This is a genomic window from Streptomyces aureoversilis (assembly GCF_042657885.1).
GTDB classification, from domain to species: Bacteria; Actinomycetota; Actinomycetes; order Streptomycetales; family Streptomycetaceae; genus Streptomyces; species Streptomyces aureoversilis.
In genome coordinates this window covers 131,748-149,171 of the sequence record NZ_JBHSKJ010000006.1, presented here as the reverse complement: position 1 = coordinate 149,171, position 17,424 = coordinate 131,748, and the positions used below count along the sequence as shown (strand labels likewise).

The 17,424-nt window shown below is 72.0% G+C and carries 16 protein-coding genes and 1 pseudogene; 12 read left to right on the top strand and 5 right to left on the bottom strand.

The window, feature by feature from the left end:
* Positions 1-660, bottom strand: a complete 660-nt coding sequence (locus tag ACFPP6_RS12685; protein ID WP_382040461.1) for an LAETG motif-containing sortase-dependent surface protein — start codon at positions 658-660, stop codon at positions 1-3.
* 13 nt (positions 661-673) lie between these two features.
* Between ACFPP6_RS12685 and ACFPP6_RS12680 the strand changes: the two genes are divergently transcribed.
* Positions 674-1,072 carry a hypothetical protein gene (locus ACFPP6_RS12680; RefSeq protein WP_382040458.1) on the top strand — a complete coding sequence of 133 codons (399 nt, stop codon included), beginning with the start codon at positions 674-676 and terminating at the stop codon, positions 1,070-1,072.
* A 785-nt stretch (positions 1,073-1,857) separates the two neighbouring features.
* Here ACFPP6_RS12680 and ACFPP6_RS12675 read toward each other — a convergent pair.
* The gene (locus ACFPP6_RS12675; RefSeq protein WP_382040456.1) at positions 1,858-2,193 is read right to left on the bottom strand and encodes a chorismate mutase; all 336 of its coding nucleotides are present in this window, start codon (positions 2,191-2,193) and stop codon (positions 1,858-1,860) included.
* A gap of 330 nt (positions 2,194-2,523) precedes the next feature.
* On the opposite strand from ACFPP6_RS12675, the gene guaA reads away from it, so the two are divergent.
* The 6 genes and pseudogenes from guaA to ACFPP6_RS12645 all read left to right on the top strand — a co-directional run.
* The gene (guaA, locus tag ACFPP6_RS12670) at positions 2,524-4,125 is read left to right on the top strand and encodes a glutamine-hydrolyzing GMP synthase (protein ID WP_382040454.1); all 1,602 of its coding nucleotides are present in this window, start codon (positions 2,524-2,526) and stop codon (positions 4,123-4,125) included.
* Between the two features lie 214 nt (positions 4,126-4,339).
* Positions 4,340-4,825 (top strand): Uma2 family endonuclease, encoded by a 486-nt coding sequence (locus tag ACFPP6_RS12665; protein WP_382040451.1) that lies wholly within the window; start codon positions 4,340-4,342, stop codon positions 4,823-4,825.
* A 123-nt stretch (positions 4,826-4,948) separates the two neighbouring features.
* Positions 4,949-5,860 (top strand): alpha/beta fold hydrolase, encoded by a 912-nt coding sequence (locus tag ACFPP6_RS12660; RefSeq protein ID WP_382040449.1) that lies wholly within the window; start codon positions 4,949-4,951, stop codon positions 5,858-5,860.
* Between the two features lie 75 nt (positions 5,861-5,935).
* The gene (locus tag ACFPP6_RS12655) at positions 5,936-6,730 is read left to right on the top strand and encodes a class II aldolase/adducin family protein (RefSeq protein ID WP_382040446.1); all 795 of its coding nucleotides are present in this window, start codon (positions 5,936-5,938) and stop codon (positions 6,728-6,730) included.
* A gap of 228 nt (positions 6,731-6,958) precedes the next feature.
* Positions 6,959-8,002 (top strand): L,D-transpeptidase, encoded by a 1,044-nt coding sequence (locus ACFPP6_RS12650; protein WP_382040443.1) that lies wholly within the window; start codon positions 6,959-6,961, stop codon positions 8,000-8,002.
* Between the two features lie 173 nt (positions 8,003-8,175).
* Positions 8,176-8,625: pseudogene (locus ACFPP6_RS12645) on the top strand (DoxX family protein); the annotation flags it as partial.
* A 465-nt stretch (positions 8,626-9,090) separates the two neighbouring features.
* Here the strand turns inward: ACFPP6_RS12645 and ACFPP6_RS12640 are convergent.
* Entirely contained in the window at positions 9,091-9,303 is a 213-nt protein-coding gene (locus ACFPP6_RS12640) for a hypothetical protein (RefSeq protein ID WP_382040441.1), read from the bottom strand.
* A complete protein-coding gene (locus ACFPP6_RS12635; protein WP_382040438.1) occupies positions 9,290-10,594 on the bottom strand; it encodes a PspC domain-containing protein in 1,305 nt (434 codons plus the stop codon). The genes ACFPP6_RS12640 and ACFPP6_RS12635 overlap by 14 nt, the downstream gene beginning before the upstream one ends.
* 144 nt (positions 10,595-10,738) lie before the next feature.
* Here ACFPP6_RS12635 and ACFPP6_RS12630 point away from each other — a divergent pair, with 144 nt between their 5' ends.
* From ACFPP6_RS12630 to ACFPP6_RS12615, 4 genes are all read left to right on the top strand, one after another.
* Positions 10,739-12,568, top strand: a complete 1,830-nt coding sequence (locus ACFPP6_RS12630) for a protein kinase domain-containing protein (RefSeq protein ID WP_382040434.1) — start codon at positions 10,739-10,741, stop codon at positions 12,566-12,568.
* Between the two features lie 137 nt (positions 12,569-12,705).
* Complete coding sequence (locus tag ACFPP6_RS12625; protein WP_382040432.1) at positions 12,706-13,986, top strand: PspC domain-containing protein; 1,281 nt, start codon at positions 12,706-12,708, stop codon at positions 13,984-13,986.
* Positions 13,983-14,666 carry a LuxR C-terminal-related transcriptional regulator gene (locus ACFPP6_RS12620; protein WP_168091447.1) on the top strand — a complete coding sequence of 228 codons (684 nt, stop codon included), beginning with the start codon at positions 13,983-13,985 and terminating at the stop codon, positions 14,664-14,666. Before ACFPP6_RS12625 ends, ACFPP6_RS12620 begins: the two co-directional genes overlap by 4 nt.
* 209 nt (positions 14,667-14,875) lie before the next feature.
* Entirely contained in the window at positions 14,876-15,991 is a 1,116-nt protein-coding gene (locus ACFPP6_RS12615) for an alpha/beta hydrolase (RefSeq protein ID WP_382040429.1), read from the top strand.
* Between the two features lie 39 nt (positions 15,992-16,030).
* Here the strand turns inward: ACFPP6_RS12615 and ACFPP6_RS12610 are convergent, their stop codons facing one another.
* The gene (locus ACFPP6_RS12610) at positions 16,031-16,537 is read right to left on the bottom strand and encodes a MarR family winged helix-turn-helix transcriptional regulator (RefSeq protein ID WP_382040426.1); all 507 of its coding nucleotides are present in this window, start codon (positions 16,535-16,537) and stop codon (positions 16,031-16,033) included.
* A 114-nt stretch (positions 16,538-16,651) separates the two neighbouring features.
* Between ACFPP6_RS12610 and ACFPP6_RS12605 the strand changes: the two genes are divergently transcribed.
* Positions 16,652-17,395, top strand: a complete 744-nt coding sequence (locus ACFPP6_RS12605; protein WP_382040423.1) for a hypothetical protein — start codon at positions 16,652-16,654, stop codon at positions 17,393-17,395.
* The last annotated feature ends 29 nt before the right edge of the window (positions 17,396-17,424 follow it).

Below are 17,424 nucleotides of genomic sequence, written 5' to 3'. Positions count from 1 at the left end.
CTACCGGGAGCCGCGTCCGCGCCGTGCGACGGCCACCGCCCCGGCTCCCACCACGACCGCCGCACCGGCGACGCCCAGGAGCAGGGGAGTCGAGGACGACGAGCCGGTCGTGGCCAGCTCGCCCGTCGCCGGCAGGTCCGACAGGCCGCCCTTCGGGGCCGGCTTGTCCACCACCGTCGTCACGGCCCTCCCGGGCCTGGTGGTCGTGGCCTTGGAGTCCTCGCCCGTGGTGGGCTTGCTGCCCGCGGCCAGGACGTCGAAGTAGTAGTACGCGCCGGCCGAGTAGCCGCAGGTGCGGCTCCGGTCGGAGAAGAAGCCCGTCTGGAACGCCCCGCCGAAGCCGGCCGGCGCCTTGGCGCCGACCTTCAGGCGCAGTGACGCCTCCGCGAACGCGCGCGGCTTGAGGTTGCGCGTCTCGGCGAAGTAGCCGTAGTCGGCGGGCATGGGCTCCCACCGGCGGGATCCGGAGTTGTACCACTGCACGGTGATGTACTTCGTGGTCTCGTTCTCCAGGTTCTTCCGGTCCCAGGACCACAGCTCCATGGAGGCGGACAGGGACGCGATGACCTTGCCGGACGTGTTGGCCGCCCGGTAGGTGAAGGCGTGCCAGCCGGATCCGGCGACGATCTCCCGCGGCAGGCCGCGGAGTTCGGTCGTCACCCACTTCTCCTCGGTGTGGGCGCGGCAGGGGGCCTCGGCCGGGGAGGCCGGGGCGGAGCTCTTCGACGCGCTGGGCGCGGGCGAGGACGCGGAGGCGCTGGAGGAGGGGCTGGAGGAGCGCCCGGCGGATGCGGATGCAGACGCGGACGCGGAGGAGGACGCCGAGGCCGATGCGGAAGAGGACGCCGATGCGGAAGAGGACGCCGAGGCTGACGCGGACGCCGAGGCCGATGCGGACCCGGAGGTGGACGCGGATGCGGATGCCGAGGACGTCGTCGTGGCAGGCCCGTCCCCCGTCGCGAAGGCGTGGGGAGCCGCGAGGACCGTGGCCGGACCGATGACGGCCGTGGCGGCGGCGGTTGCCAGCGCGCGGCGAAGCTTCATGGAAATACCCCATCCGGATGCGGAGTGAAAAGGCCGTCGCGGTGGGGGGAGGTCGCGGTGTGGCCGTGCTGGTTGGCACGTACATGAGCATCGTAGGGGGAGCGGTCACGGCCCGGTCGCCGAGGGTGGGCGGGTGACCGACGTCATAGGCGGTTGTCGGCCGCGCGGTGCCGCGGAAACGGCGAAGGGCCCCGGGCCGCCTCCGCGGGGGCGTGCGGGCGGCCTCGGGGCCCTTGACTGCCGGCACCGAGGTCAGGGCGAGGTCGGTGCCGCGGAGCGGCGCCGGGGGGAGCGCCGCTGGTCATGGGATGTGGTGCGGGCGTACGGGTGGTGCGGGGGCGTACGGCCTCACTGGTTCGACCAATGGCGGTTCGGGACCAGGAGGTTGGTGCTCTCTTGGCATCGTGCGGGATGGGCCGGACCCGGCGCAACCGTTTCGACCGGATACGGTCGGTTCCAGGCGTCCCCGGAACCGACCGTCTTTTCGGTGGCAACCGGGCTGCTGTCCCCTGCTGACCGGTCACCGGCACCGGAGTGAGGTCCCACGACGCGCGCACTCGCACGTCTCACACTCCGGTGGATCCGCCCTGTCGGTGCCGGGCGCCCAGGTGAACAGGGGCGGAAGCCACGCGTGGATTTCAGGTGGGCCGCTCCTGGATGGCGCGGGCACCCGGCTCAACGAGGCGGGCCGCCGGGCGGTCACGCGCCGTCCGGGTGATGTGGCGGCCCGGTGGTCCGAACCCGCATGCGGCACCTGTACAGATCCCCAGCGGTCCCCAGCGGCCCCCAGCGGCCCCCAGGGCCGGAAGGGGGTCAGATGCGCCCCCGGCAGAGCTCCAGCAGCGTCATGGCGAGCGCGGTGCCCGGCTTTCCGAGCTGGTCGCTGTAGTGGCCGATGATCTCCATCTCGCGGGAGAGGTTCACCCGGCGCCCGCCGGAGGCGATGCGCTCGTGCTGGATCACGGCCGAGACCGCCATCCGTTCCTGGATGAGGCCGATGATCCTGCCGTCGAGATCGTCGATCCGCTGCCGGGCGCCGGTGATCACGCCGGCGGCCTCGTCGGTGCGGGCGCCGGTCTCGGCCGCGGGGCGGGCCGCAGTCGCAGTCGTAGTGGCGGTGGCGGTGGCGGTGATGGTGGGGGTGCTCATGTCTGATCCTCCAAAAAGGGGCGGCGGCCCCCCGGAGCGACAGGACCCGGGAAAAACGACAGGCGCCCCGGGCCTTGTCGGCCCGGGGCGCCTGTGGAAGTCGCTTGTCAGTTGCTCAAGCAGCACGACCATGGCAGCCGGACGGGCCGGTTGCCATAGGTAAAGACGAAGGTCTGGTGCTTGCGCATGGGGGACAGTATGGCCCGCGGGCGCCGCCGGGGCCAGCGCCGGTCCGGTCCGGTTTCGGATGGTGAGACAAAAGCAAGCACCGGCGCCCCGGTAGAATCGACAAATACAGACCCCCTCCTCCACCGCCGGAAGGCCGCTCCCGTGTCAGCAGCACCCCCCGCCGCCCACGACAACACCGCGGAGCCGGTGCTCGTTGTCGACTTCGGCGCGCAGTACGCCCAGCTCATCGCCCGCCGAGTCCGTGAGGCGCGGGTCTACAGCGAGATCGTGCCCAGCACGATGCCCGTGGCAGAGATGCTCGCCAAGAAGCCGAAGGCGATCATCCTCTCCGGCGGCCCCTCGTCCGTCTACGAGGAGGGCGCCCCCCGCCTCGACGACGCCCGCGGCCTCTTCGAGTCCGGCGTCCCCGTCTTCGGCATGTGCTACGGCTTCCAGCTGATGGCCACCACGCTCGGCGGCACCGTCGACAACACCGGCGCGCGCGAGTACGGCCGCACCCCCCTGCACGTCTCCAAGACCGGCTCGACCCTCTTCGAGGGCACGCCGGCGGAGCAGTCGGTGTGGATGTCGCACGGCGACGCCTGCTCGGCCGCGCCCGAGGGCTTCTCCGTCACCGCCTCCACGGACGTCGTGCCGGTCGCCGCCTTCGAGAACGACGAGAAGAAGCTCTACGGCGTCCAGTACCACCCCGAGGTCATGCACTCCACGCACGGCCAGCTGGTCCTGGAGCACTTCCTCTACCGCGGCGCGGGCATCGAGCCGACCTGGACCACGGGCAACGTGATCGAGGAGCAGGTCGCCGCCATCCGCGAGCAGGTCGGCAGCAAGCGCGCCATCTGCGGCCTGTCCGGCGGCGTGGACTCCGCGGTCGCCGCGGCCCTCGTCCAGAAGGCCATCGGCTCGCAGCTGACCTGCGTGTACGTCGACCACGGCCTGATGCGCAAGGGCGAGACCGAGCAGGTCGAGAAGGACTTCGTCGCCGCGACGGGCGTCCAGCTCAAGGTCGTCGACGCGCAGGAGCGCTTCCTGAACGCCCTGGCCGGCGTCTCCGACCCGGAGACCAAGCGCAAGATCATCGGCCGCGAGTTCATCCGCGTCTTCGAGCAGGCCCAGGCCGAGATCGTGGCCGAGGCCGGCGCCGGCGGCGAGGACGTCGCCTTCCTGGTCCAGGGCACCCTCTACCCCGACGTGGTCGAGTCCGGTGGCGGCACCGGCACCGCCAACATCAAGTCCCACCACAACGTGGGCGGCCTCCCCGAGGACCTGGAGTTCGAGCTCGTCGAGCCGCTCCGCCAGCTCTTCAAGGACGAGGTCCGCATGGTCGGCCAGGAGCTCGGCCTGCCGGACGAGATCGTCCAGCGCCAGCCCTTCCCGGGCCCCGGCCTCGGCATCCGCATCGTCGGCGAGGTCACCAAGGAGCGCCTCGACCTGCTGCGCGAGGCCGACGCCATCGCCCGCGAGGAGCTCACCGCCGCCGGTCTGGACCGCGAGATCTGGCAGTGCCCGGTCGTGCTCCTGGCCGACGTCCGCTCGGTCGGCGTCCAGGGCGACGGCCGCACGTACGGCCACCCGATCGTCCTGCGCCCCGTCTCGTCCGAGGACGCCATGACGGCCGACTGGACCCGTATGCCGTACGAGGTGCTGGCCCGCATCTCGACCCGCATCACGAACGAGGTCGCCGATGTGAACCGCGTGGTGCTGGACGTGACCAGCAAGCCGCCGGGCACCATCGAGTGGGAGTAGTCCCCTCGGGGTGATCCTCCCCTGATCGAACGCCGTTGCCGTCGTCCATTCGTTTGGGCGGCGGCATCGGCGTTTTGGCCCGCCCGGGGTTTTGGCGGGGGCAGGTTGACGGGGTGAGTCCCGACCGACTGTTCCCGGACTGGCCCAGGCCCCCTACGAGGGCTTCACCGCGGAGGATCTCTTTCGGCTGCCCGGCCTTCCGTCGCACACGCAGATGATCGACGGCAGCTTCGTCTACCGTGCCAGGCAGAGCGTTTTCCACATGACGGCCAACTCGCTCTTGTCGCGAGGCCTCTGGCATGCTGCTCCCGACCATTTGTCGGTTGTGTGTGAGATGGTCGTGGTGCTCGGCCCGCGGCAAGCGCCTGAACCCGACATCGCGGTGATCCGGGCGGAGGCCGAGCGCGGGCCGGATACGGATCGCTACTACGCGCGCGATGTGGTGCTCGTGTCGGAAACGGTGTCGCCCGACTCGGAAGAGCGCGACCGAAGGCGCAAGCCGCAGCTTTATGCCGAGGCGGGCATCCCGCACTTCTGGCGGGTCGAGATGGAGGGTGCGGGCGACTGCCCGACCGTCCACGTCCACGAGCTCGACAGGGAGACGCACGTCTACGTCCCGACCGGGGTGTACCGGGACGCCCTCAAACTCACCGTCCCCTTCGACATCGATATCGATCTCACCGAGATCGACCGGCTGTAGCCCCACACGGCGGAGCCCTGGCGCGAACCAGGCTCCGCCGAATTAGTGGCGCGAATACGAGACGAGACGTATCGTTTCACTCCTGAGGTGCGCTCGCACACGAACCCCAGGAAGGGACCTGTCATGCCCCGAACCGGAACCCGAGCCCTTACCGTCGACGTCGCCCCCGGCGTGCAGCTGTGGACCGAAGTGCGCGGCGCCGCCGATGCGCCCCCGCTGCTGCTCATCATGGGCGCCCAGGCGTCCGGCCTGGCCTGGCCCGAGGAGTTCGCCGACGCCCTCGCCGCCCGTCACCGCGTGATCCGTTACGACCACCGTGACGCCGGCCGCTCCACCTGGTCCTACGGCGAGCAGCCCTACCGCATCACCGACCTCGCGGACGACGCCCTCGCCGTCCTGGACGCCCACGGCGCCGAACGCGCCCACATCGTCGGCATGTCGCTCGGCGGCATGCTGGCGCAGCTGCTGCTCGCCGATCACCCGGACCGCATCCTCAGCGCCACCCTCATCGGCACGTGCGCGCTGAGCGGGAGGCCGCTCGTCGAGGCCGACGGCACGGAGACGGCCGTCGCCGACCTGCCCGGCATCGACCCGCGTGTGCTGGAGATGTGGGCCCAGCCGGTGGAGGACCACGGCCCGGGCGCCGAGCTCGACCGGCGCGTGGCCCATTGGCGGCTCCTGAGCGGCGGGGAACTCCCCTTCCACGCCGATGAGATGCGGGAGCGCGAGCGCCGGATCATCGAGCACGCGGGGCGGTACGACGTATCCACCGCCCACGGCCGCGCCGACCACTCCGGCATGGAGCGTACGGAGGAGCTGGCGCGCAACACCGTTCCCACGCTGGTGACCGAGGCCTCCGCCGAGCCCGTCTTCCCACCGGCCCACGCCCGCCACATCGCCCAAGTGATCGGCAGCGCCCGGACGGTGGAGATGCCGGGCATGGGGCACGCGCTGCCGCGCGAGAGCCTGGAGCTGCTGGCCGGGGCGATCCTGGAGCACACCGCGGCCGCGTCGGCGGCGCCCGCCGCGCCGTAGGCCTGTTCCCGGTGGGTACCCGGCGGTAGCTTCCGTTCCGTAGCCACGGAACGGAACGACCGGAGGAGCACCGCCATGTCGCAGGCAACAGCACCGGAACCGATCCCCGCCGATCAGCTCCACTTCGCCATGCCGCCGAAGCACGACACCGTCGAGGAGGAGCGGCGTCACCGCAAGGAGCGGCTCGCGGCAGCGCTGCGGCTCTTCGGGCGCTTGGGGTTCGAGGAGGGGGTCGCGGGGCACATCACCGCGCGCGACCCCGAGTTCACCGATCACTTCTGGGTCAACCCGTTCGGGATGTCGTTCAAGCACGTCACCGTGAGCGACCTGATCCTCGTGAACCACAAGGGACAGGTCGTCGAGGGCCGGCACCACGTCAACCAGGCGGCGTTCGCGATCCATTCGCAGGTCCACGAGGCCCGGCCCGACGTCGTCGCCGCCGCGCACAGCCACTCCACGTACGGCCGGGCGCTGTCCGCGCTGGGGGAGCTGCTGGAACCGATCACCCAGGACGCCTGCGCCTTCTACGAAGACGTCTCCCTCTTCGACGACTACACGGGCGTCGTGGTGGACGAGGAGGAGGGGCGCCGGATCGCCACGGCGCTCGGGCCGCACAAGGCGGTCGTGCTGCGCAACCACGGGCTGCTGACCGTGGGGGACTCCGTGGACGCGGCCGCGTGGTGGTTCATCACCATGGAGCGCTCCTGCCAGGTGCAGCTCGCGGCGAAGGCGGCCGGGAAGCCCGTCCTCATCGACCAGGCGAGCGCCCGGCACACGCGCGATCAGCTCGGCAACGACCTGGCGGCGTGGATCAACTACCAGCCGCTGTACCAGCAGATCACGCGGAGCGAGCCGGAGCTGCTGGGCTGACGGGGAGGGTCGCCCGCGGTCCGGGAGGCCGCCCGCGGTCCGGGGGAGGCCTGCGGTCCGGGAGGCCCCGCGACCCCCTCCTTTCGGCGGGGGTCGCTCGTCCTTCCGGCCGCCGTTTCGGCGCATTCGCCCTGCTTACGATGGTCAGGAGCCGGGGCGTAGCCGCCTCGGCTCCTGCATGCCCGGAGGGCCGTCGCGCCCGGATGATCAGAACCTGGTAGGAGAACCATGCGCCGCCTCTCCCGTTGCGTCGGGCTGTCCGCAGCCCTGGCCCTCGCCGGCCTGGCCGTCACCGGATGCGGCGGCGGTGCCGAGGCCGAGGAGAAGGCGGGCCGGAAGGCGTCCTCGGCGTCCGGGCCGGCGGCGGCGTCGGCCTCTCCCTCGCCGTCGGCGAGCCCCGTGACCGAGAAGCCCGCGCCGGCGGCGAAGATGCTGCCCGGTGCCGCGCGGACCGTCCGGCCGGAGATAGCCCCCGCCAACGGCGAGAAGGTCGGCGTCGGCCAGCCCGTCGCCCTGGTCTTCAAGCAGCAGAAGGTCTCCAAGGAGCTGCGCGCGGGCATCGAGGGCCGGCTGAAGGTCTCCACCTCGCCGCAGGTCCCGGGCGCCTGGCACTGGAACGAGACCAAGGGCGACACCCGGGTCCACTTCCGTCCCGAGAAGTACTGGCCCGCCGGGACCAAGGTCACCCTGGACGCCCGGCTGGCGGGCGTGCAGCTCGCCGAGGGCACGGCCGCCGCCGGCGACCGCACGGTCTCCTTCACCGTCGGCGACTCGATGGTCAGCACCGTCGACCTCAAGGCCCGCAAGCTGACGGTCGTCCGCAACGGCAAGACACTGCGCACGATCCCGGTCAGCGGCGGCGACGAGAGCAAGGGCTTCGGGACGCGCGAGGGCATCAAGACGATCCTCGCCAAGGAGGGGCGGGTCGTCATGGACTCGCTCTCCATCGGCATCCCGCGCAACCACCCCGACGGCTTCTTCGGGTCGTACGACTACAGCATGCGCGAGACGATCAGCGGCGAGTACGTGCACGCGGCCCCCGACAACGCCGAGTCGTTCGGCAAGGAGAACGTCAGCCACGGCTGCATCGGCATGTCGACGGAAGACGCCAAGTGGCTGTACGGGCTGAGCCTGAAGGGCGACGTCGTCCAGGTCACCGGCAGCACCAAGCCGAAGCCGATGGACCGCTTCGGCAACGGCTACGGCGACTGGAACATCAGCTGGCAGGAGTGGCTGGAGGGCAGCGCCCTCGGCGTCCGCACCGGGGCCTGACCCGGGGCTGACCCGGGACTGGTCCCGCGGGCCTGCCTCCGCGGCTCGCCGCAGGGCTCTGACCTCGGGACCTGCCCTGGTACCCAGGTTTATCCACAGGGCTGAACGCGTTCCGCCTCCCGTCCGTATGGTTCGGATGACGACCAGGACGGAACGGAGAGGCGGCGGACGCCATGGGCTTCATCGGGCGCGGAAAGCAGGGGGAGAGCGCGCAGTACGCACTGCTGCCGCTGCGCATCTTCCTCGGCATCACCTTCATCTACGCAGGCCTCGACAAGATCACGGATTCCGGCTTCCTGGCGGACAGCGGGCCCGGCTCGATCGGCGAGCTGATGCGTACGGTCCGCGGCTCGTCCGCCGTCCCGGGCCTGGTCGACCTGGCCCTGAAGAACCCCGAGGGCTTCGGCTACGCGATGGGTCTCGGCGAGTTCGCGGTGGGCGTCGGGACGCTCTTCGGCATATTTGCCCGCGCCGCCGCGGCCGGCGGCGCGCTCATATCGCTCAGCCTCTGGCTGACGGTCAGCTGGCAGACGACGCCGTACTTCTACGGCAACGACCTGATCTACCTGATGGCGTGGCTGCCGCTGGTGGTGGCGGGGGCGCCGGTGTGGTCGGTGGACGCGGGGCCGCTCCGGGCATCCCGCAAGCCGTCACGGAAGCCCGCGCGCAAGCCGCGGGCCAAGGCGTCCGCGAAGTCGCCCGCGAGGCCGTCCGGAAAGCCGTCCGGAAAGCCTTCCGCCAAGTCGCCGGGAAAGCCGTCCGCGAAGCCGGCAGCCAAGCCCGCCGCGAAGCCTGCGGCCAAGTCCACCGCCGCCAAGCCGGCCGGCAAGGCGTCAGGCAAGGCGCCGCGTGGGTCCGGCCGGGCGTAAGTGGTAGGCCGCAGGCAGGCTGTGGGCACAGGCAGGCCGTGGGTGCAGGCAGGCTGTAGGCGTAGGAGGCGGGGAGCCGCCGCCGCGCGCTCGCGCTCGTCAGGGGTGGGGCCGGTGCCTGCGCGAGTGGCAGTAACCGGCAGGCCGGCCTCGGGTGTACGGGACGGGAGCCGCCGTGTGCCCGTGCAGCCAGGGGCGGTCCGGTGCCCGCGCGAGCGGCTACCGGTCCCGGCCCGCGCCCTTCCTCCGGCGGACGGCGAAGGCGACGGACGACACCAGTCCCGCCAGGCAGAAGCCCGCTCCCAGCACCGGCAGCAGCACGTACGAAGGGAAGTGCAGATCCCCGCGGGCCGCCCCCAGATACGCGACGGCGCACCCCAGCAGGACGAGCCCGACGACCAGCTTGCCCGGCTCGAAGTCATGACGACGCACGGTCCACCTCCACCTGACCGATACCGACCTTGAGCAGGACCTCCAGCGTTCCCCGGGACGGCTTCCCGGACGGGGGCTCCAGCGTCATCCGCTTCTTCTGCCCCGGCTGGACGTCGACGTCGTCGCGCGCCTCGCCGGGCAGGCGGATGTCGCCCACGCCCACGTCCAGGGTGATCCGCGCCGTGACGTCCTCCGGGACGACCAGCCTGAGCTGGCCCGCGCCCACTTCCGCGCGGGTGGCGACCGTGCCGGTCCGCGGCCAGGGCAGGCCGGTGAGGTCGAGCACGCCCACGCCGCTGCCCACCCGGTACTCCCCGCGCACCGCGGCGACGGCGTCCGGGCGCCAAGTGGTGCGCGTCCAGTCCGTGGAGACCGACTTGGGCAGGGCGGCCGCGCCCGCCAGCAGGGCGCCGGTGAGGACGGCGGCGACGACCGTGCCGCCGCCGGTGCGCCCGTAGCGGGAGCTGACGGCGATGCCGAGGCCGAAGACGGCCAGCGCACAGGCCAGGCCGGTCTCCAGGCAGGTGCCGAGCGGGTGGTGGCGCCAGGTGAGGCCGGCGCCGAGGCAGAAGGCGACGACGGCCGTCAGGAACGTCCAGCCGCCGAGCGGCGTACCGGCGCGGGCCGGGCGGAGCCGCGCCGGGGGACGCTCCCGCCCGTCCTGCGGTTCGTCGTCCGGACCCCACAGATAGCCGGTCTCGGCGCCCAGCGGGCCCGTCGTGCCGTCCTTGATGATGGGGTCGCGCCACCAGGAGGGGCCGCCCGGGGTGGGCGGGGCCTTGGTCTCGGGCGGGGGCGCCGACGTCTTCTGCGCCTTCTGGGCCGCGGCGACGGCCGCCTCGGCCTCGGGCTCGTGCCGGTGGAACGACCAGTAGGCCGCACCGGCCATCACTATGGTCAGCATCAGCGCGAACGACATCACCGCGCTGTTGTTGAGCATCGACAGGAACAGGCCGCAGCCGACCAGCGCGCACAGCACCGCCGTCAGCGCCGGGCCCTCGACCCGGCCCGAGAGCATCCGCCGGGCCTCGTTCTCCTCCTCGCCCTCCAGGGGGATCAGCAGCCACGCGAAGCCGTAGAGGATCAGACCCAGGCCGCCGGAGACGGCCAGCACACCGAGCACCACCCGGAAGATCACGGGATCGACGTCGAAGAAGCGGCCCAGGCCGCCGCACACGCCGGACACCACTTTGTGCTCCCGGCTGCGCCGCAGCGGCGGCCGGGCGTCCTGCGGATCACCGTGAACCGGACCCGCCTGATGCGCGTCCTGGGTGTTGGGTGTGTCGGTCATATGGACATGGTGTCAATCGGAACGCGCTTGTGGCACACCCGGCAACCCTGGCCGTTCCCTGAGATCGCCCCTGAGAAGGTGCCGTATATCGTGTCGCGACACAGCACAGCAGGGGAACCGGAGGGCTTCGGGGTGGATGGGTCAGTGTCCGGACAGGCGGTGTCCGGGCCGGGGCCGGACACCGGTCGGCTGGTCGCCGGGCGGTACCGCCTCGTCGCCCGGATAGGCCGCGGCGGGATGGGCACGGTCTGGCGCGCCCAGGACGAGCTGCTGGACCGGCAGGTCGCGCTCAAGCAGATCCACGTCTCGCCGTACCTGGACGACGACGAGCTCGCCACGCTCTACGAGCGCACCCGCCGCGAGGCCCGCAGCGCCGCCCGGATCAACCATCCCAACGTGGTCGTCGTCCACGACGTCGTCGACGACCGGGGCCTGCCCTGCATCGTCATGGAGTACGTGCCCTCCAGAACGCTCGGCGACGTCCTCAAGCACGGGACCGTCACCCCGGACGAGGCCGCCCGCATCGGGCGCGGCATGATCGCCGCCCTGCGCGCGGCCCACGCGGCCGGCGTGCTGCACCGCGACGTGAAGCCGGGCAACGTCCTGCTCGGCCACGACGGCCGCGTCGTCCTCACCGACTTCGGCATCGCCCAGTCCACCGGCACCTCCACCCTCACCAAGACCGGCGAGATGGTCGGCTCGATCGACTACATCGCGCCCGAGCGGGTCAAGGGCGCCAAGCCCGGCCCCGCGTCCGACCTGTGGGCGCTCGGCGCGACGCTGTACCAGGCGCTGGAGGGCCGCCCGCCGTTCCGCAAGGACACCGCCGTCGAGACGGCCTACGCGATAGCCATGGACCCCCTGGAGCCGCCGCTCCGCGCGGGCGCGCTCACCCGCCTCATCGAGACCCTGCTCGCCAAGGACCCGGCCGTGCGGCCCCCGGCCGACCTGGCCGAGCAGATCCTGCGCGAGCCCGCCGCCGAGTCGGAGACCGCCCACATGCCCGCGGCCGAGCGGCGCCGCACCCCCGCGCCCGGCCCCTGGGACGACACGGCGGACCGCGGCACCACGGCGGCCGGGCGGTCTGCGGCGCCGGCCGCGCAGGCACCGCCGGTCTCGTCGCCGGCACGGGTCGCTCCGGCGGAGACCGCGGTCACCGCGCCGGTGACGGCCCCTGCAGCCGCCGATGTCACGGGTACGGCCACGGCCGCGGCAACAGCCACGGCTGCAGCACCTGCCGCCGCCGCCCCGGGCCTTGACCCGGAATCGGACACGAAGGGCGGGGGCAGCGCCCGCACCGGTCGCACCGGCACTGCCGCGCGCACCGGCCGCAGCCACCGCCCCGTCCTGTGGAGCGCGCTGGCACTCGTCACCGTCGCCGGCATCGCGGCCGGCGCGTACTTCATGACCGGCGGCGACCAGGAGGACGACGACCCCGCCCCCCGCGCCGCGTCCGGCCAGGAAGCCTCTGCGAGCCCGGGCGAGAAGAAGAGCGCGGCCCCGTCACCGGTGCCGGACCCGCCGCGCGGCTACCACCTGGTGACGGAGAAGACGGCCGGCGTCTCCTTCCCCGTGCCGGACGGCTGGAAGCGCGGGAAGCTCAAGGAGAGCGACGAGATCCTCTACATCGACCCGAGCGGACTGGTGGGCCTGCGGGTCTCCGTCCTCGACCTCGCGAGCAGCGACCCCCTCCAGCGCTGGAAGGACGACGAGACGAAGTCCGTCAAGGAGGGCAAGCTGCCCGGCTACCGCCAGCTGCGCATGCAGGGCACGGAGTACCGCGGGCAGCCCGCGGCGATCTGGGAGTTCACCTGGCAGGGCCGGGCGCGCGAGTACCGGGCCGCCGACCTCGGGTTCGGCCGCCCCGGCGAGAAGGAGTACGCGATCTACCTCTCGGCGCCCAAGGCCGACTGGCACAAGCACAGCCAGGTCTTCGACGTGGTGCGCGAAGGATTCCGGCCCGCCGCCCAGTAGATCCCGCCTGGATCCCGCCGCTCAGCAGACCCGTCATCGGTAGGCGTCCCGTCGCCGGGAGGAGCCCCGCCCAGTAGGGGTCCCGTCAGGGGCGAACCCTGATGCCGCGGCCCCCGCGGACATGTGACGATCAGTACATGACCGCCCCCGCCCGCCCGCAGCACCCCGACGGCCCACCCCTGCGCAAGCTCTACCGCAGCGCCGAGGGCCGCATGCTCGGCGGTGTCGCGCGCGGGCTCGCCGGGCACCTGGGCCTGCCGGTCTCCTGGGTGCGCCTGGTCTTCGTCGCCCTGCTGATGGCCCAGGGCATGGGCGCCGTGCTGTACGCGGTGTTCTGGTTCGTGGTGCCGCTCGGCGTGGGCGGCGTCGACGCCCCCCGCCCGGCCCCCGCCGAGACGGGTGCGGGCGACCGCCGGCGCCTCTTCGCCCGCAAGCCGGACCGCGGGCAGGTCGTCGCCCTCGTCGCCCTGGTCATCGCCGCCGCGATCTTCGTGGACAACCTCCACCTCGGCCGCGCCAACGCCTACATCTGGCCGCTGCTGCTCGTCGGCGCGGGCGTCGCCCTCGTCTGGCGCCAGGCCGACAACGCCCGCCGGGCCCACTGGATGGAGGTCGGCCGCAGCAAGCGGGTCCTGCAGCTCGCGCGCGCCGCGGCCGGCGTGGTCCTCGCCGCCGCCGGCGTCACGGGCATCGTCGTCCTCCAGGGCTCCGCCGAGCACCTGGGCACCGTCCTGCAGGCGTCGCTGGCCGTCCTGGTCGGCATAGCGCTGCTGGCCGGTCCCTCCCTCGTCCGCATGACCCAGGACCTCTCCGCCGAGCGCACGATGCGCATCCGGGCCCAGGAGCGCGCCGAAGTCGCGGCCCACGTCCACGACTCCGTCCTGCACACCCTCACCCTGATCCAGCGCAACGCCGAGGACGCGCGCGAGGTCGCCCGCCTGGCCCGGGCCCAGGAGCGCGAGCTGCGCGCCTGGCTCTACCGGCCCGAGGGCCGCGGGAAGGACGAGGCCGAGCAGCCCGACACCCTCGCCGAGGCCGTCAAGGCCACCGCGGCCGAGGTCGAGGACTATCACGGGGTGCCCATCGAGGTGGTCGTCGTCGGTGACTGCCCGCTGGACGAGCGTCTGGCCGCCCAGATGCAAGCCGCCCGTGAGGCCATGGTCAACGCCGCCAAGTACGGTGGCGAAGGCGGCGCCGTCCAGGTGTACGCCGAGGTCGAGGGGCGTACGGTCTTCCTCTCCGTGCGCGACCGCGGCCCCGGCTTCGACCTGGACGCGGTGCCGGACGACCGCATGGGCGTCCGCGAATCCATCATCGGCCGGATGCAGCGCAACGGCGGCACGGCGAGACTGCGGTCCGTGCCCGGTGGGGGAACCGAAGTGGAGCTGGAAATGGAGAGGGCGGAGAACGCGTCATGACGACCGAAGAGACGGTGCAGCGCCACGCACGGGTCGTGCTGGTGGACGACCACCGGATGTTCCGTACGGGCGTGCAGGCCGAGATCGGGGCCACCGACCGGACGGGCGTCGAGGTCGTCGGCGAGGCCGCCGACGTCGACCAGGCGGTCACCGTCATCACCGCCACCCGCCCCGAGGTCGTCCTGCTCGACGTCCACCTCCCCGGCGGCGGCGGGGTCGAGGTGCTGCGCCGCTGCGCGCCCCTGATGGCCGACGCCGAGCGCCCGGTCCGCTTCCTGGCCCTGTCCGTCTCCGACGCCGCGGAGGACGTCATCGGCGTCATCCGCGGCGGCGCCCGCGGCTACGTCACCAAGACCATCACCGGCGCCGATCTGGTCGACGCCGTCTTCCGCGTCAAGGACGGCGACGCCGTCTTCTCCCCGCGGCTGGCCGGCTTCGTCCTGGACGCCTTCGCCTCCACCGACGCCCCGCCCGTCGACGAGGACCTCGACCGGCTCACCCAGCGCGAGCGCGAGGTGCTGCGCCTGATCGCCCGCGGCTATGCCTACAAGGAGATCGCCAAGCAGCTGTTCATCTCGGTGAAGACGGTCGAGTCGCACGTCTCGGCGGTGCTGCGCAAGCTCCAGCTCTCCAACCGCCACGAGCTGACCCGGTGGGCGACGGCCCGGCGCCTGGTCTGATCCCGCCCGCCGGATCCCCGCCCGCCGGATCCTCGTCGTGGATCCGGCGTGGATCGCCGCCCTTCCGGTCCGATTTCGGATAAGCCCGGCTCCCGCCGGGGGAGGGGCGGAACCCCGGCGCCCCGCTCGCACTCTTGAACGGACGAGAGGCTCTCACTCACGCAGGGCCCCGGCCCCGCGCGGGGCCCGAGATCCGAAACGAGAGCACGATGAGCCTGACGGGGACGCCCTTCCTCCTCACCACGGTCGCGCTGGTCGTGGTGGCGCTCGTGCTGCCGCTCACGCTGTGGGGCAGGATCGGCGGCCCCAAGCTCGTACGGCAGGCGGCGCGGCTGCTCATGCTGCTGTTCGCCCAGGTCACGGCCATAGCCATGGTCTTCGTGATGGTCAACAACGCCAACGGGCTCTTCGACAACTGGGACGACCTCCTCGGCACCGGCGACCACGTCCGGACCGCGGCCGACCTCGGCCCGGACGGCACCGGCGGCAAGAACCTCGACACGGCGCCCAAGAACCCGCAGAAGTTCAAGCCCGCGTCCGACAAGCGGATGGGCCCGGGCGTGCAGGAGACCCAGTTCAAGGGCCAGATATCCGGCGTGGAGGGCGAGGTCTACGTCTGGCTGCCGCCGCAGTACGACGACCCCGCGTACAAGGACAAGAAGTTCCCCGTGGTCGAGGTCCTCCCGGGCTTCCCCGGCTCGGCGAAGGCCTGGTTCGGCACGCTGGAGGTCAACAGCCAGCTCAAGCCGCTGATGGAGAAGGGGGAGGTCGAGCCCTTCATCATCGTGGCCCCGCGCACCACGCTCCTCGGCGACGTGGACACCGGCTGCGCCAACATCACCGGCAAGGTCAACGCCGACACCTGGCTCAGCGTCGACGTCCGCAAGATGGTCACGGACACCTTCCGCGCGCAGGAGAAGCCCGAGGGCTGGGCCGTCGCGGGCTACTCGGCGGGCGCGCACTGCGCCGCCAAGCTGGCCGTAGCCCACCCCGACCGCTACCGCGCCGGCGTCAGCCTCTCCGGCTACAACGACCCGATCGGCGAGCCCGCCTCGCTGACGGCGAAGACGCCCGAGCTGCGCGAGGAGAACAACCCCCTGAAGATGCTCCAGCGGGCCAAGACCCCGCCGCACGTGGCGCTGTTCGTCTCCGGCGCGGAGGGCGACGGCTACCAGGGCGGCCTGGCGCTCAAGCAGGCGGCCAAGCCGCCGACGACGGTGCACGTGACGAAGGTCCCCGCGGGCGCGGGCGGCCACGGCACGGCCGTGTGGAAGCGGCAGGTCCCCGACGTCTTCCGCTGGCTCTCGCAGCAGATCAAGCCGTAGCCCGGCCGGGGCCGGCCGAGGCCGTCCCCCGCACCTTGATCAGGTGAGCGTGGTGTCGCCCTGGGCCTCGAAAAGCTTGCGCAGCCCCGAGGCGATGTGCTGGCACTCCTCGGGGGTCAGGACGGACAGGATCTCGTCGTAGTCCCGCAGGTGGGCGACCATGGCCTCGTCGATCAGTGTCCTGCCGCGCTCGGTGAGACGGATCCGTACCGATCGCCGGTCGGCGCGGTCGCGGATCCGCTCGACCAGACCCTTGTCCTCCAAGCGGTCCAGGCGGTTCGTGATGGCGCCCGGGGACACCATGGCCGCTTTCGCGAAGGCGCCGGCGCTGAGCGTGTAGGGCGGGCCCGAGCGGCGCAGCGTGGACAGCACATCGAACTCGCCCACGTTCACGCCGAATTCGTCACTGAGCCTCTTGAAGTGCTGGTCGTACACGCGCTGCATGCGCTGTATGCGCCCCAGCACCTCCACGGACCCCAGGCTGTCCGCCAGCTCGGGCCGTTCCTTGCGCCACTGCTCGATGACCAGGTCCACCGCGTCGGTCACGTCATCGCCCTCTCCACGATTTTTTTCAACCTTAAAAGACTTGACGTTGAACAAGCAAGCGTGCTGTTATTTCAATGTCAAAAGATCTTGCGTTGAAGGACCTCAGGAGCAGCAATGACGACCGCAGACCACGGAATCCTGAAGCTCTCGTACTCCGACGGCCGCCCGGCCACCACCGGCGTCGAAGCGGTCAACCGCGTACTGCGCACGGTGGGCGTGCGGGTCAGCCGGCTCCCCGTTCCCACGGAGGCCCACCCGATCGTGGAGGCGTCCAAGGGCCGGGCGCTCTCGGAAGAGGAAAACGCGGAACTGCTCTCGCTGTTCAGCATGCACCGGGGTCAGCTGGTGGAGCAGATCGAGCTGGCCGGCCGCCGCCCGGAGGCGCCTCGGGGCGGGTTCCTGAACACCTCCGAGGTTGGCGTTCCCCCGTACCCGAAGGTGTACGACATGAAGACGATGGACGCCGGCGCCCGGCACGCCGTGCAGGAGCGCTTCGGCCGGCTCCACGTCAACAGCTCCGACCACGGCGTCGGCGTCGACGAAGTGATGACGGTCGTCTCCGGCGGCCCGTGGACGTGGTTCTACGTGCTGCCCGACGGCGTGGTCGCGAAGCTGTCGGTGGGCGCGGTCGGAACCGGCGATCCGGCCTGGCGCGTGAGCTACCCCGGCCTGGGCCCCCACGGCGCCTACCTCGATGCCGGGCACGGCCTGATCGTGGCCTACGTCCACGGCCCCGAGAAGTTCGTCATGCGCTACGAGGAGCCGAGCGTGGACGGCGCGGAGGCGCTGGGCACGAATCCGTGGATCGACTTCAGCGGAGACGCCCCGCGGCTGCTCGACGAAGTGACCGCGCGCTGACCGGTGCCCACGGCGAACGCCTCCTGTGC